We start from the raw sequence: 13,821 nt of genomic DNA on the forward strand, positions 1-13,821 counted from the left end.
TCTGATGTGTTCACGAATTTGTGTACGGCACAAAAAACTGTGGGAGCGGGCTTGCCCGCGATGGCGGTGTATCAGGCCCCGTCGAGCGTGCGGCGCACCTTGTCCAGCAGTTCGCTGATCTGGAACGGTTTGATCAGCATGTCCATGCCGGCGCCGAGGAACACCTGACGGTTGATCGCGGTTTCCGCGTAGCCGGTCATGAACAGGATCGGCAACCCGTCGCGCCAGCCCCGGGCCACGTCCGCCAGTTCGCGGCCGCTCATGCGCGGCAAGCCGACGTCGGTCAGCAGCAGATTGATCGACGGATCGTTCTGCAGGCGCTCCAGCGCGGTTTCGATATCGCCGGCCTGGGTGCAGCGGTAACCGGCGTCCTCCAGCACTTCGGTGACGAACAGCCGCACCGACGGCATGTCCTCGACGATCAGCACATGCTCGCCGGAGCCTTGCGGATCGACCGCTGGCGGCACCAGATCGACGGCCGTCGGGTCGGTGGTGGCCGGCAGCATGATGGTCACTTCGGTGCCGCGCCGGGCCACGCTGCGGATGTGTGCATCGCCGCCGGACTGACGGGCGAAGCCGTAAATCGTCGACAACCCCAGACCGGTGCCCTGACCCAATGGCTTGGTTGTGAAAAACGGGTCGAACACCTTGTCGATCAAGCTGTGCTCGATGCCGGTGCCGTCGTCGCGTACCGACAGCGCTACGTAAGAGCCATCGGTCAGATTCGGGTCGCCGTGGGAGTACGCCGCATACGTGCTGACCCAGATATTGCCGCCCTGAGGCAAGGCATCCCGGGCATTGATGACCAGGTTGAGCACGGCGCTTTCCAGTTGAATCGGATCGACCAGCGCAATGGCCGGTTTGGTGGTCAGCTCGAGCTTGAGGGCGATGCGTTCGCCAATGGTGCGCACCAGCAACTCTTCAAGCGAACGCACGTGATCGTTGATGTCCACCGGCCGGGTGTCCAGCGGTTGTTGCCGGGCGAAGGCCAACAGGCGATGGGTGAGTGACGCTGCGCTCATCGCCGAATTCAGCGCGGCGTCGGCGTAGAACTGCACCTTGTCGAGACGGGCGTCGGCGACACGTTTCTGGATCAGTTCCAGGCTGGTGATGATCCCGGTCAGCAGGTTGTTGAAGTCATGGGCGATACCGCCGGTGAGCTTGCCCAGCGCGTCCATTTTCTGCACTTGCAGCAATTGCGCTTCGGCGCGTACCCGGTCCGCGACTTCCTTGGCCAGTTGCGTGGTGGTGTCGTCCAGCCGCGCCAGGTGCGAGCGTTCGCGGTGGCGGTGTTCGGTGACGTCTTCGACGAACACCAGGCTCAGTTCCGGCGTGCGGTACGGGGAAATCTGCCACTGGGTTTCGCGGATTTCGCCCTGCACGCGCATGTTCAGCGTGCCTTTCCAGCGTTCGCCGTCCACCAGTCGCAGGCGCAATTCCTTGAGGATGGCGACCTGATCTTCGGCAAAACACTCGTCGAGGATCTGCGCGTCGCGGTTGTCCTGGATCAGTTGGGCAAAGGCGTGGTTGCACTCGTGGACTTTCAGGGTTGCATCGATGACCGCAATCGGCGCCGAGACATTGACGAAGATTTCCCGGAAGCGCGCCTCGCTTTCGCGCAGGGCATTTTCCGTGTCGCGCACCCGCAGCAGGGTGCGCAGGGTTGCCAGCAGCACGTCCGGGTCCACCGGGTGAATCAGGTAGGCATCGGCCCCGGCGTCGAGGCCGGTGATGATGTCGCCGGTCTGGATCGACGCCGCCGACACATGGATCACCGGAAGCAGGGCGGTGCCGGGATCGGCGCGCAGTTCACGGACAATATCGAAGCCGCTCATGTCCGGCAGGTTGACGTCGAGAATCAGCGCATCCAGCTCTTCGCTGGCAATCAGCGCCAGACCTTCGCCGCCGGTGCCGGCCTCCAGTACTTCGTAGCCGTGGCGCTCCAGGCGCCGACGCAGGGCGTAGCGGGTGGCGACGTTGTCGTCGACGATCAACAGGCGGATGTCATGTTTCATCGACGTTCTCCAGAGCGATCGCCAACGGGATGATCACAAAAAAGGTCGAGCCGACTCCCGGTGCGCTTTCCACGCCGACTTCGCCGCCCAGCAGCTCCGCAAAACGCTTGCACAGGGATAATCCGAGCCCGGTGCCGCGCAGGCGTTTCTGCAGCGGCGAATCGACCTGGGAGAAGTCTTCGAACAGGGTGCCGTGCAACTCCGTAGCGATGCCGATGCCGGTGTCGCTGACGGCGAAACGCACCTTGTCCTGGCCTTCAAGCCGTGCCGAGACACGGACCTCGCCGCGAGTGGTGAACTTCAGCGAGTTGGAAATGAAATTGCGCAGGATCTGCGCGAGCTTCTTGTCGTCGGTGTACAGGCGCGGCAGGCCGACCGGTTCTTCGAAAATCAGGTCCACCGCCGTGGCGTCGACAATCGGCCGGAACATCCCGCGCAACGCCGCGAACAGGTCGAACATGTCGAACCACGCCGGGGAAATGGTGATGCGTCCGGCCTCGATCTTCGCCAGATCGAGCAGGTCGTCGACCATGTCGCTGAGTTCCCGGGCGGCGCTGCTGACGAACGCTACCTGCTTGTGTTGCTCAGGGCTGAGCGGGCCGTCGAGTTCGTCGGCCAGCAGGCTGTTGATGCTCAGGATCGAACCCAGCGGGGTGCGGAATTCGTGGCTCATGTACGACAGGAAGCGGCTTTTCAGGTCCGAGGCCTGGCGCAGTTGTTCGGCCTGGGTGTCGAGTTCGGCGTACAGGGCGAGGACGCCCTGATTGGTTTCGTCGAGTTCTTCGCGCAGTGCCGCGGTTTCGCTCTGCAACTGGGCGATCAACGCGCTCTGTTCTGCGTTGCTCAAGGTCGGGGACTCAGCCATGGGCGGCCTCCAGGGCAACGACCAGCACCGTTACATCGTCGCGGCCGCGACAGAAATCGCGGTGCAGGACGGTGGCTATCACGGCGGGATGGCGATGCACCAGGCCGGGGTAGTCTTGAAGGTTCCAACGGGACTGCAAGCCGTCGCTGTACATGATCAATAGATGTCCATTCACGTGAGCATAGTCAAAGGGCCGGGCTTTCCGGTACTGGCCGCCGACGATCCCCGGGTGCGAGGCCAGTCCACGGGATTTGTCGGCGCTGACGAGGCTGGCGCCGATGTTGCCGATACCGGCGAAACTCAGGCTGTCGCGTTCGCCATGGAACTGGGCAAATGCCACCGCGCCACCGCGGCTGCCGATCATTTCCCGGTGCAGGTCCTCCATCAGCATCGCCGGAGCCGCGAAGGGATCCAGTGCAAAGGCTTTCTCCCCGGCACGGGCCGCGCGCTCGGCGTCCTCGCCGTGGCCCAGACCGTCAACGATCAGCGCGCTGATACTGTTGCGATCAACCGCCAGATGCCAGACATCACCGCATGCCGGGTCGTTGTGCAGTGAGTGCTGGCTGACGCCGTAGCGCAGGTCCGGCGTCTGGTCATTGCGTGGATAAAGGCGTGCGAGCAGCACCGCGCCACGGGCATCGGCATGCACGTCGAAGACCTCGGTCTGCCGCGCCACCGCGCCCAGCCCGATGCCCTGGGTGCCACCAGTGGAAAAGCCATCCATCATGCAGGCCTCCAGATCGAAGCCCTTGGCCCGATCCACCGCCAGCATCTCGATGCCGAAACCGTTGGCGCGGGGCAGGGCGCGCAGGTGCAGCTCGCCGACACCGGCGTGCTTGAGCACATTGCTCGCCAGTTCCGTGGCCACCAGCGCCACCCGCCCGGCATCGCGTTCATCGAAGCCGTGAGATTCGGCGAGCTGCTGGGCGGTGCGCCGTGCATGGCCGATCTGACTGCTGTCTTCGATCAGCAAGACCTGGGTCAACGACCCGCTGATGTTCATGTCCATCGGGTGATCGTTATGCGAGTGCCTTTGCCGGGCGCGGTGTCCAGTTCGAATTCGTCCACCAGCCGCTTGGCGCCGGTCAGGCCCAGGCCCAGACCGCTGCCGGACGTCCAGCCATCGGTCATCGCCAGTTTGATGTCGGGAATGCCCGGGCCTTCATCGCGGAAGGTCAGGCGCAGGCCGACCTTGTGGTTGTCGTCGAGGATCTGCCAGTCCATGTCGCCGCCCCCGCCATACACCATGGTGTTGCGCGCCAGCTCGCTGACGGCGGTCACCAGTTTGGTCAGGTCGATCAGGCGCATGCCGCACTCGGTGGCCAGTTTGCGCGCCAGTTGCCGCGCCAGCACCACGTCCTGCTCGATGTTGATCGGTTGCGTACCGCTGCTGCGCACCGTCATTGCTGGCGTACTCGTTCCTGAAGCAGTTTCATGCCGCGCTCGACATTCAGCGCGGTGCTGACGCCGGGCAGGTTGAGGCCAAGCTCGACCAGGGTGATCGCCACCGCCGGCTGCATGCCCACCAGCATGGTTTCGGCATCCATGATTTTCGACAGGCCGGAGATGGTGCCGATCATCCGGCCGATGAACGAATCGACCATGTCCAGCGCCGAGATGTCGATCAACACCCCACGGGCGGAAGTCTTGCTGATGCGCTCGGACAGGTCGTCCTGCAGGGTGAGGGCGAGCTGGTCATGCATGTCGACCTGGATGGTCACCAGCAGGAAGTCGCCCATCTGGAGAATCGGGATACGTTCCATCGCTTAAACCGTCTTGGCGAGAGTGATACCCAGGCGGGTCAGGGCCAGCTTCAAGGCGTCGGCCAGGTTGGCTTTGGTCACCACGCCTTGCAGGTCGAGGCCCAGGTGGACGATGGTCTGGGCAATCTGCGGGCGCACGCCGCTGATGATGCAGTCAGCGCCCATCAGGCGGATCGCGGTGACGGTCTTGAGCAGGTGCTGGGCAACGAGGGTGTCGACGGTCGGCACGCCGGTGATGTCGATGATGGCGATTTCCGAACCGGTGTCGACGATGCGTTGCAGCAGCGATTCCATGACGACCTGGGTGCGTTGCGAGTCGAGGGTGCCGATCATCGGCAGCGCGAGGACGCCGTCCCACAGTTTGACCACCGGGGTGGACAGCTCCAGCAGTTCTTCCTGCTGACGCTTGATCACCGCCTCACGGGATTTCTGGAAAGTGCGGATGGTGTGCAGGCCGAAAGCGTCGAGCAGTTCGGAGATTTCCCAGAGCTGTTCGGCCAGCAGCGCTGGTTGATCCTGATAATGGTTTTGCAGCAGGGCGAACAGCGGGCCCTTGAGCGAGAAAATGAAACTGGCGGTTTGTTGCGAGTCCTGACCGAGCAGGGCGCGGCTGTGGGAGAGTTTTTCGAGGAACTGGCGAGTGTTTTCCCAGCCCGGCGCGGCAATGTTGGTGCCGTTGTCGTTTTCCAGGCCAGTGATCACCAGTTGCAGGAATTCGCTGGTCTGCTGCTGTATGTCGTGTTCCTTGAGGTTGCGGGTGGCGCCGCTGGCCTGCAATCCGTTGATCCATTCGCCCAGCAGTTGTGTCTGTTTGTTTTTCATCGCATCGAGTGTGCTGTTCTGCAGTGCTGCCATGTGCGTCGTGCTCCATTGCGAATTGGGGGCCGGCTCTTCGGAAAATGACCGGCGCGAAGTGAATGACCCTGGCCGTTCGAAATAGTTGTTCGTTCCCGTGAGGATATTTTTGATCCGGCGCAAGGAATGCCCCGTTAACTCTAGTTGGCGTGGCCGGTGACGCCGATCTTTCGCACCTTTGAATGCCCAATAAAAAGAGGCCGCGTCCAGTGGAGGCGGCCTCTTGGCTTGATTTGCGATTATTTGGAAGGGTGTTTGGCCTGCAATTCCTTGGCGGCTGCCAGGTGTTTTTCCAGGCCAGGCAGCATTTTCTGGGCAAAGCCCTTGAGCTCGGTGGCGCCCTTGACCTGGTCGTCGGTCACGGTGTTGGCTTCTTTCTTGAACAGCTCGATGGCTTCTTCGTGGGCCTTGACCTGGTTGTTGGCGTAGGCGGCGTCGAAGGACTCGTCGCGCATGTCGAGGATCTTCTCCTTGGCCTGTTTCACGAGGGTGGTGGAGTCCGGAACCTTGATGTCGTGGGCCTGGGCAATGGCCGCCAATTCATCGTTGGCCTTGCTATGGTCGGTGATCATCATGTTGGCGAAATCCTTGATGTCCGCCGACTGGCTTTTTTCCAGGGCCAGGCGGCTGGTTTCGATTTCGGCGATGCCGCCGGCCGCCGCATTATCGACAAAACTGTTGGAGGTGGCGGCGAAGGCACTGCCCATGCCGGTGCTCAGTGCGATGGCGAGGGCGAGATGACGCAGGTTGAATCCGTCCATTGGTGTTTCTCCACGCAGATGTTTTGGGGGTGTTACTCAATGGAGGGAAGCCTGCTGCGTAAGGTTTTATCGTATTTGCCTCAGGGCGACGAACGGCCACCGCTGGTCTGACAGGTGGTCGACAGAAGGGTACAACCAAGGCCATTCTGGTAATGGCTGACGCAATCGGTCGCGTCGGCTGCCGATCAATTGACGGAGGTGTTCCATGCCGGTGACCCATGACCTGTATCAGGACTTGAAGCTTACGAAGGAAGAGATCCAGCAACGACGCACCGAGGATCCACATCTGGACGCACTGATCAACAAGTATTCCCAGGCGGACGCCGAGGTCGTCAAGGCCGAGACGGCAGCCTCGGATGCGCCCAGTGATGACGCCCTGAAGAAACTCAAAGAAAAACGCTTGCAGGTCAAAGACAAGATCGTCGAGCAATTGCAGGCTCGAACCTGACCGTCAGTCGCGCCATCGACCTTCGGGGGTGGCACGACTGGAACGACAGCCACGACCGGCACCTCGAATGTACAGAGTCTTCACTTAGCGACTCTTTGCGAGGTGCCTTATGAACAAACCCAGATTCCCCAGTGAAGAGCAGGGTGCATTCGACCCGGTTCCCACTCATCCCGAGCCGAACAGTCCGGCGCATACCGTCCGCCATCCGGAAGAAAAGCGGAAGGACGACGAGGTGCCGGAGGATGAAGACCCGGACAAGTTCGATCGGTCCAGCAACTGACCGTCCGCCATCGCTGGCAAGTCGATACGGTATTCACTTCAAGGCTGCATCCAGCGGCATCCGCGCCATATGCGTGGCCTTCAGCGAGCCGAAATACAGCCAGTCGCCATATTCGCGCGCCGTGGTGATCGGCGAGTAATTGCCGTCGCTCGCATCCTGCAAATTGGCGATCACCTTGCCGTCCAGATCCAGCCCCAGCACAAACCCGCGTTTTTCCACCGGTTTGGGCACGACGGTCATCGCCCGCACGATCATCTTGCGCACGAACGGGTGTCCGGCGGTGCCATCGAGCAGCGGATTGCGCGGCGTGTACAGCGCCACCCAGAAACGGTCCCGGCCATTGAAAGCAAGGTTGTCCGGTAGCCCCGGCAGGTTGTCGATGAACAGGTCGTGGGTGCCGGCCTTCGGCCCGGTCAGCCAGTAGCGGCTGATGCGGTAGGCGCCGGTTTCGTTGACCAGCACATAGGCGTCTTCCGGGCCGAGGGTCACACCGTTAGCGAACTCCAGCTTGTCGAGCAGGACGCTGGTCTTGCCGGTCTGGAAGTCATAGCGCAGCAGACGCCCGTCACCGCCATGCTCGATGATCGCCTCGCCGTCATGACCGTAACCCCAACGACTGCTGGCATCGCTGAAATAGGCGTAATGCCCGGACTTGTCGATGGCCACGTCATCAGTGAAACCGAACTTCAGGCCATTGGCTTCGGTGGTCAGCGCGGTCAGTCGCCCTTGAGCATCCAGGGACAGCAAGCCCTTGACCCCGTCGGCAATCACCAGCAGGCCGTTCGGGTGCCGCGCCAGGCCCAACGGACGCCCGCCGGTATCGGCAAGTACCTGACGCTGCTGGCCGTCGAGGCTGCTCCGCAACAGGCGCCCGTCGTGCAGGCCGGTGATCAGAAAACCATCCTCCAGCAGCAGCGCTTCAGGGCCTTCGATATCGCCCGGGCCGACCTGTTTCGCGCTTTTGAGGCGTTGATTGTCCGCGTAGACCCCTTCGGTCAGCGACGGTGCTGTTTGCGGCTTCCACGCCACGGGCTCGACTTTGGTCGGCATCAGCAACAGGAAGGCCAGAATCAAAATCACCAGCAGCAAGATCAGATGGCGCAGCTTCACACGTGAGCTCCCGCGAGTGCCAGATGACGGGTCGCCATATCGCGCAAGGCCAGCATCGAGGCCGCCGACTCACGTTCGATACGGCGTTTGAGCAACAGCTGATTGGCGATGCGCATGCCCAGACTCTCGAAGCGGTAATCCAGGGTGCGCACGAATCGTGTGCCGTCGTTATGGGCCGAGCATTCGTAAGTCAGATGCAATGACAATCCATGATCGCCCTGGGCTCGGGCACACCAGCGTCGCCCTGGCAGGTATTCGGTGACTTCCCAGCTCAAATGGCCTTCGCGGCCACCGGCATGAATGTCTTCCTCGAAACGCGCGCCGGCATGTAACGGGCCGGCAGGGCCGTCGATTTTCAGCGAGGAAGGGTGCCACTCCGGCCAGCGGCTGACCGTGGCGGCGTAGGCGAGGACGGCAATCGGCTCGCCGGCGATGTCGATCGGATGCTGCATGCGGGTCATGGGCGTTCTCGAATCGGTCAGAGGGACGGGTTCCGGCTCCCAGTAGAGGGTGCCGAACAGGTAATCCATCAACGGCAGGACGATGTTGAAATTGCGCTCCTGCATGCGTTCACGCCGGTGATGCAATTCGTGCAGACGGCGCATCTGGCGAATCCACGGCAGACGACTCAGCGGATGCTTTTCCGGCAAGTGTTCGCAGGCGTGAAACACCTCATAGGTCAAATAACCCAGCACCATGCAGCCGCCGAATAGCCCGGCGACGTTGGCGTTGACCTGTGCGAACAGCCACCATAGGGGCAGGGTAATCACCACGGTGTGCACGACAATGAGCCACGCCGGAAACAGGATCACCCGCCAGTCGCGGGCGCTGTCCCAGGTCATGTGGCCGGGGGTGAAGAAGCTGTGATGGTCGCCGGCATGGCGGGCGTAGAACATTTTGGCGAAGGCTTTCTTGTGATGCCCGAGATGGCGGTGCACCACGTACACGCCGAAATTGAAGAACAGCAAGGTCAGCGGCACCGCCAGCCATTCCAGCGGACGCACCTGCTGCACGCTGCCCCAGAACGCGCCGATGGCCAGCACTCCGAACAACAGCACGAAGGCACCGTGCAGCCACGGGTTGTACAGCGGATGAATCGCCGCGCGATAGCGGCTGCGAAATGCCTCGGTGGTCTGCCTCACTGCGGTCACCTGCGGATATTGTCGTTATCCCGGCAGATTAGCCGATCCCGCCGTTTGTGCAGGGTCTACCTTGAGGTCACAACTGCCATGCTCCGGTGCATAGCGGTCGTCAGCTCAACGGGTTCCAGCGCTGGGACCAGTCGTCATCGGCCTTGATCACTTCGCGCAGCAGATCGAACGCCTGTTGCAGGGTCGCCGAATCACGATCGCGGGAATAGACGAGGTAGGTCGGATAACCGAATTCCGGGGCTTTGGTCACGACTTCCAGGGCGCCGCTTTCCAGGTAGGTGCGAACGACACGGGTACGGAAGTAGCCACTGCCGCCGTTCTCCAGAATGTATTGCAGGGCCAGCGGTCCGAGGTTGAAGCTCAGGGCGGCCTTGGCTTTCTCCGGCAGTGCAGCATCGTGCTGACGGCGGAAGTCGGTGCCCCAGTCGATGTACACGTAGGGAGCAGGGCGGTTGGGTGTCCGGACCAGAATCAGTTTCTCTTCCAGCACTTGCTCGACCTGCAAACCCGGCCAGTATTCCGGTTGATAGACCAGCGCTGCGTCGAGCACGCCGAGCTCCAGCTGGCGCAGCAGGTTCTCGCCGTCGCGGATGTCCATGCGCAGGGCATGGCTGGGGATCTTCTCGCGCAGTTCGGCGGCCCAGCTGAGCATCAACGGGTTGCACAGGCTGACTTCGCCACCGATGTGCAGCACGTTGTCGTAGCCCTCGGGCAGCGGCAGGTCGCGGCGCGCGGCTTCCCAGGTCTGCACCAGTTGATTGGCGTAGACCACGAACGCCTCGCCATTGGCAGTCAGCCGCGCACCGGCTCGGTTGCGCACGAACAGCGTGCTGCCCAACTGGCTTTCGAGTTTTTGTACGCGGGCGGTGATCGCGGTCTGGGTGACGAACAGCTTTTCCGCCGCCGCCGCGAGGCTGCCGTGGCGGACGATTTCCAGAAAGGTGCGGGCGAGGTCGATGTCCATGGGCGGGCCGGAGATTGAGGTGCCGGCATTGTAGGTGCAGGTTCGCGATCACGTCATCGTGCAATCGCGAACCTGCATCGGGATTCAACCGGCCAGCTCAGCCTCCCGAACCCGCGCCCAATCCTCCACCAAGCGTGCCGGCGTGCAGCACGTCTTGCGCTTGTACACGAAATTGCGGCACTTCTCGGCAAACTGATTGCGGTTGTAGAGCATGTCTTCCTGCATCTCTTGCAGCTCGGTTTCACGGCATTGGCGAATCAACTCATGATCGACCCGTAGCTTGCGCTCACGCACCGGCGCATACGTCGGATCGGTCAGTACCGAATTGGCCCGCTGCAGCAACCACAAACCGAATTCGTCCGGGCAGCGCGGGCCGATTTCCTGGACCATGCCCAGTTGCAACGCCTGGGCAGCGCTGACCGGCAGACAGGCCTGGGTCAGTTGTTCGGCCATGGCCGGGCCGACGGCGCGGGGCAGGCTGTAGGTCCAGTATTCCGAGCCGTACAGGCCCATGCTCTTGTAATGCGGGTTGAGCACGATGTCGGCGCGGGCGAACACGATGTCAGCCGCCAGGGCGAGCATCACACCGCCGGCACCGGCATTGCCAGTGACCCCGCTGACCACCAGTTGCCGTGCGCTGAGCAATTCTGCGCAGACATCATCGATGGCCTGGATATTGGCCCAGGCTTCGGCGCCCGGATCTTCCGCCGCCTGAATCACATTCAAATGCACACCGTTGGAAAAGCTGCCGCGCCCGCCCTTGACCAGCAACACCTGCGTGTCGCGGGACTTGGCCCAGCGCAGCGCCTCGACCATGCGTTGGCATTGCTCGGTGCTCATGGCGCCGTTATAGAACTCTAGCGTCAGCTCGCCGACCCGTCCGGATTCCCGATAGCGGATCGGCTGATAGGCCTCGTCGTTGAACGGTGCGTTGGCGATCGACCAGTCCAGCACCGGTACATCCGCCAATTGCCCGGCCAGCACATGCCGCGCCGGACGCTTGAAGGTTTCTTCGCCCGGTTGCGGTTTGCGTCGCAGCGAGCCGATCCACAGGCTGTGATCACCGGCCGCCACCAGCACGGCGTCGTCGTGTACCGCGAGGATCTCGCCGGGGATGCCGGTGCGCTGGTCGAGGTGCGCGTCATACACGTAATACTGGCCGCCGGCGAGGCTGGCGAGCACGCCGGGCTGGCCGTCCGCCGCGTCGATGCAGCGTTTGATGAAGCGCGAGCAGTCGTGCCAGCTGAAGGTGCGGTCGTCCTGTTTCATGTTCGGTTGCAGGCAGCCACGAACCTTGGGATCGGTGTAATCCAGGGGCACCGGGACGAAGCCGTCGATGAATTTTTCCACCACTTCGCGGATGCAGCGAATCGCCGCGTCACTGACCCGGCCGTTATACAACTCGGATTTGCGCAAGCCTGCCGGCAGGTTGAACTCGCAGGTGGCCCAGACCGGGCCGGCGTCCATTTCTTCCACCGCTTGCAGCGCGGTCACGCCCCAGGACGGCAGCTCGCGCATGATCGCCCAGTCCAGCGCGCTGGCGCCGCGATCACCGACGATGCCGGGGTGAATGATCACCACCGGACGTTGCGGATTGCTCCACAGCGCATGGGGAACACGATCCTTGAGGAATGGGCAGATCACCAGGTCGGCGCCGCTGTTTTCGATCTGTTCGCACACGGCGGTTTCATCGGTGAACAGCACTACGCTCGGCGAATGGCCCGCCTGACGCAGGTCCAGCCAGGCACGTTGGGTCAGACCGTTGAACGCCGAAGACAGAAGAATGATGTTGAGTGATCGCATGATTGCTCTTCCTTGAAAGGTCAGCCGCAGGCTCCGGTGAGCCGTCCGTGGCTATCGATGGAGGCGCAAGGTTAGAGAGAGGCGCGGCGGGCGCCACTGATCGAGATCAACGTTGTGTCAGCCAATGTTGCCGTGGCGACAAAGCGTCTTATGCTCAATGGTTTGCATATCCTGATTTTTTATTACTTCAAATGTCCGCGACGCTATTGCACAGTCGCAGCCCTGATCAACGCCGGACGATCCCGGCGTATCCATGGATTTTCGCAGCGGGTGGAGCCCGTTTTCAGGGAGTAAGGCATGGGGAGTCACAACCCGCATTACCAGCTCATCGGGCAAATGTTCCAAAAGGACTACCGATGGTTATGCGCCGCAGTCAGCCGTACCCTCGGCTGCCCGCACAGCGCACAGGACATTGCTTCGGAAACCTTTCTGCGGGTGCTGGCATTGCCTGACCCGCTGGCCATTCGCGAACCTCGCGCACTGCTGACCACAATTGCCCGGCGTCTGGTCTACGAAGGCTGGCGCCGGCAGGATCTGGAGCGTGCCTATCTGCAAAGCCTGGCGTTGGCGCCGGAGCCGGTGCATCCGTCGCCAGAGGAACGGGAACTGGTGATCGAAGCGCTGCTGGCGGTGGATCGCTTGCTCAATGGCTTGTCAGCGAAGGCCAAGGCTGCGTTTCTCTATCATCAGCTCGATGGTTTGACCTACAGCGAAATCGGCGAGCGCCTCGGCGTCTCTACCAGTCGGGTGCAGCAGTACATGGTCGAAGCCTTCAAACGTTGCTATCAGGCGATGCAGGCATGAGACCGGACGAAACACTGATCGACGAAGCAGCGCAATGGATGGCGTTGTTGCAATCGGGGGATGTCGGCCTGCAAGAGCGCGCAGCCTTCGACGCCTGGCGTGCAGCGGATCCACGGCATCAGCAGATCATCGAGCAAATGGGCGGCGGACTGAATCTGTTGCGCCATGCAAACCTGCGCGGGTTGCCCCGTGAGAGTGTGCTGCACAGCCTGAATGCGCCCTCCAGCAGCCGTCGTCGATTCATCAGCGGCAGCCTGAGCGTGCTCGGCCTCGCGGTGCTGGCCGGGTTGCTCGGGCGACGTTATGGCTGGTTGCCCGAGGCCGGCGAGTTGTCGACCGGAACAGGCGAGCGACGTGAATTCACGTTGGAAGATGGCAGCACCTTGATGCTGAACGCCCGCAGCCGCGTGGTGCCGCGATTCGACAGCGCAGAGCGTCTGCTGGCCCTGCGCAGCGGTGAACTGCTGGTCGATGTGGCGAAAAATCCGGCCCGGCCGTTTGTGGTCGAAACCGGACACGGGCGGATGCACGCACTCGGTACGAAATTCCTGGTGCAGCGCGCTGAGGATTCGACACGGCTGGTGATGCTGCATTCGCAGGTCGAAGTGGTCACTGCCGGCGGCGCGCGGCAAGTGGTGGAGGCGGGCGAGAGTCTGTTGTTCAACGAACGGGAAATCCTCGCTCTGGAACGCAGCAAAGGACAGGAAAGCGCCTGGGTTCAGGGACGTCTTGAAGTGCGCGACCGCCCCTTGAGCGAAGTCATCGACAGCCTGCGCAGCTATCGTCGCGGGATTCTGCACCTCAGCCCCGAAATCGCCGGCCTGCGCCTCAGCGGCCTCTACCCGCTGGACGACAGTGACCGCACCTTGCAGTTGCTCGAACGCTCGCTGCCGATTCGCGTGACCTGGCACAACCCGTACTGGGTGAGCATCGAAGCGCGGTTATAAAACCATAACTTCCCGGTCTATCCGCCCCCCTATAAAAAGCGCCGGCCCGCTGCTC

General features: G+C 62.2%; 15 protein-coding genes. 4 read left to right on the top strand and 11 right to left on the bottom strand.

What is annotated here, in order from left to right; genetic code table 11:
- Positions 1-71: 71 nt before the first annotated feature.
- From CAG02_RS00275 to CAG02_RS00305, 7 genes are all read right to left on the bottom strand, one after another.
- Entirely contained in the window at positions 72-2,015 is a 1,944-nt protein-coding gene (locus CAG02_RS00275; protein WP_085710116.1) for a response regulator, read from the bottom strand.
- Entirely contained in the window at positions 2,005-2,880 is an 876-nt protein-coding gene (locus CAG02_RS00280; protein ID WP_085710115.1) for a sensor histidine kinase KdpD, read from the bottom strand. Before CAG02_RS00280 ends, CAG02_RS00275 begins: the two co-directional genes overlap by 11 nt.
- A complete protein-coding gene (locus CAG02_RS00285) occupies positions 2,873-3,883 on the bottom strand; it encodes an ATP-binding protein (protein WP_085710189.1) in 1,011 nt (336 codons plus the stop codon). The genes CAG02_RS00280 and CAG02_RS00285 overlap by 8 nt, the downstream gene beginning before the upstream one ends.
- The gene (locus CAG02_RS00290) at positions 3,880-4,284 is read right to left on the bottom strand and encodes an anti-sigma regulatory factor (RefSeq protein ID WP_085710114.1); all 405 of its coding nucleotides are present in this window, start codon (positions 4,282-4,284) and stop codon (positions 3,880-3,882) included. The genes CAG02_RS00285 and CAG02_RS00290 overlap by 4 nt, the downstream gene beginning before the upstream one ends.
- Complete coding sequence (locus CAG02_RS00295; protein WP_007959463.1) at positions 4,281-4,643, bottom strand: STAS domain-containing protein; 363 nt, start codon at positions 4,641-4,643, stop codon at positions 4,281-4,283. Before CAG02_RS00295 ends, CAG02_RS00290 begins: the two co-directional genes overlap by 4 nt.
- A 3-nt stretch (positions 4,644-4,646) precedes the next feature.
- Positions 4,647-5,498, bottom strand: a complete 852-nt coding sequence (locus CAG02_RS00300; RefSeq protein ID WP_085710113.1) for an STAS domain-containing protein — start codon at positions 5,496-5,498, stop codon at positions 4,647-4,649.
- A gap of 239 nt (positions 5,499-5,737) precedes the next feature.
- Positions 5,738-6,259: a DUF4142 domain-containing protein gene (locus CAG02_RS00305; RefSeq protein ID WP_085710112.1), complete on the bottom strand. Its 522-nt coding sequence runs from the start codon at positions 6,257-6,259 to the stop codon at positions 5,738-5,740.
- Positions 6,260-6,464: 205 nt separating this feature from the next.
- On the opposite strand from CAG02_RS00305, the gene CAG02_RS00310 reads away from it, so the two are divergent.
- Both CAG02_RS00310 and CAG02_RS29735 read left to right on the top strand, forming a co-directional pair.
- Positions 6,465-6,707: a YdcH family protein gene (locus CAG02_RS00310; protein ID WP_085710111.1), complete on the top strand. Its 243-nt coding sequence runs from the start codon at positions 6,465-6,467 to the stop codon at positions 6,705-6,707.
- 109 nt (positions 6,708-6,816) lie between these two features.
- The gene (locus tag CAG02_RS29735; protein WP_170931552.1) at positions 6,817-6,987 is read left to right on the top strand and encodes a hypothetical protein; all 171 of its coding nucleotides are present in this window, start codon (positions 6,817-6,819) and stop codon (positions 6,985-6,987) included.
- A 33-nt stretch (positions 6,988-7,020) separates the two neighbouring features.
- Here the strand turns inward: CAG02_RS29735 and CAG02_RS00315 are convergent, their stop codons facing one another.
- The 4 genes from CAG02_RS00315 to CAG02_RS00330 form a co-directional block, all read right to left on the bottom strand.
- The gene (locus CAG02_RS00315; protein ID WP_371856480.1) at positions 7,021-8,037 is read right to left on the bottom strand and encodes an SMP-30/gluconolactonase/LRE family protein; all 1,017 of its coding nucleotides are present in this window, start codon (positions 8,035-8,037) and stop codon (positions 7,021-7,023) included.
- Positions 8,038-8,093: 56 nt separating this feature from the next.
- Entirely contained in the window at positions 8,094-9,239 is a 1,146-nt protein-coding gene (locus CAG02_RS00320) for an SRPBCC family protein (protein ID WP_085710109.1), read from the bottom strand.
- A gap of 109 nt (positions 9,240-9,348) precedes the next feature.
- Positions 9,349-10,212: a LysR family transcriptional regulator gene (locus CAG02_RS00325; protein ID WP_085710108.1), complete on the bottom strand. Its 864-nt coding sequence runs from the start codon at positions 10,210-10,212 to the stop codon at positions 9,349-9,351.
- A gap of 84 nt (positions 10,213-10,296) precedes the next feature.
- Entirely contained in the window at positions 10,297-12,015 is a 1,719-nt protein-coding gene (locus CAG02_RS00330; RefSeq protein ID WP_085710107.1) for a hydrogenase maturation protein, read from the bottom strand.
- Positions 12,016-12,312: 297 nt separating this feature from the next.
- Here CAG02_RS00330 and CAG02_RS00335 point away from each other — a divergent pair, with 297 nt between their 5' ends.
- A complete protein-coding gene (locus CAG02_RS00335) occupies positions 12,313-12,819 on the top strand; it encodes a sigma-70 family RNA polymerase sigma factor (protein ID WP_085710106.1) in 507 nt (168 codons plus the stop codon).
- Positions 12,816-13,766, top strand: coding sequence for a FecR domain-containing protein (locus CAG02_RS00340; RefSeq protein WP_085710105.1), 951 nt, complete (start codon positions 12,816-12,818; stop codon positions 13,764-13,766). Before CAG02_RS00335 ends, CAG02_RS00340 begins: the two co-directional genes overlap by 4 nt.
- Positions 13,767-13,821: the final 55 nt, after the last annotated feature.

Origin of the sequence: Pseudomonas sp. R43(2017) (genome assembly GCF_002112345.1) — a bacterium.
Classification (GTDB): Bacteria; Pseudomonadota; Gammaproteobacteria; order Pseudomonadales; family Pseudomonadaceae; genus Aquipseudomonas; species Aquipseudomonas kribbensis.

Excerpts from the sequence above, each read along its gene's own strand:
- CAG02_RS29735 (WP_170931552.1), top strand. The coding sequence starts at position 6,817 with ATGAACAAACCCAGATTCCCCAGTGAAGAGCAGGGTGCATTCGACCCG.
- CAG02_RS00295 (WP_007959463.1), bottom strand. The coding sequence starts at position 4,643 with ATGGAACGTATCCCGATTCTCCAGATGGGCGACTTCCTGCTGGTGACC.
- CAG02_RS00340 (WP_085710105.1), top strand. The coding sequence starts at position 12,816 with ATGAGACCGGACGAAACACTGATCGACGAAGCAGCGCAATGGATGGCG.
- CAG02_RS00285 (WP_085710189.1), bottom strand. The coding sequence starts at position 3,883 with ATGAACATCAGCGGGTCGTTGACCCAGGTCTTGCTGATCGAAGACAGC.
- CAG02_RS00310 (WP_085710111.1), top strand. The coding sequence starts at position 6,465 with ATGCCGGTGACCCATGACCTGTATCAGGACTTGAAGCTTACGAAGGAA.
- CAG02_RS00315 (WP_371856480.1), bottom strand. The coding sequence starts at position 8,037 with ATGCCGACCAAAGTCGAGCCCGTGGCGTGGAAGCCGCAAACAGCACCG.
- CAG02_RS00275 (WP_085710116.1), bottom strand. The coding sequence starts at position 2,015 with ATGAAACATGACATCCGCCTGTTGATCGTCGACGACAACGTCGCCACC.
- CAG02_RS00280 (WP_085710115.1), bottom strand. The coding sequence starts at position 2,880 with ATGGCTGAGTCCCCGACCTTGAGCAACGCAGAACAGAGCGCGTTGATC.
- CAG02_RS00305 (WP_085710112.1), bottom strand. The coding sequence starts at position 6,259 with ATGGACGGATTCAACCTGCGTCATCTCGCCCTCGCCATCGCACTGAGC.
- CAG02_RS00300 (WP_085710113.1), bottom strand. The coding sequence starts at position 5,498 with ATGGCAGCACTGCAGAACAGCACACTCGATGCGATGAAAAACAAACAG.
- CAG02_RS00325 (WP_085710108.1), bottom strand. The coding sequence starts at position 10,212 with ATGGACATCGACCTCGCCCGCACCTTTCTGGAAATCGTCCGCCACGGC.
- CAG02_RS00290 (WP_085710114.1), bottom strand. The coding sequence starts at position 4,284 with ATGACGGTGCGCAGCAGCGGTACGCAACCGATCAACATCGAGCAGGAC.
- CAG02_RS00335 (WP_085710106.1), top strand. The coding sequence starts at position 12,313 with ATGGGGAGTCACAACCCGCATTACCAGCTCATCGGGCAAATGTTCCAA.
- CAG02_RS00330 (WP_085710107.1), bottom strand. The coding sequence starts at position 12,015 with ATGCGATCACTCAACATCATTCTTCTGTCTTCGGCGTTCAACGGTCTG.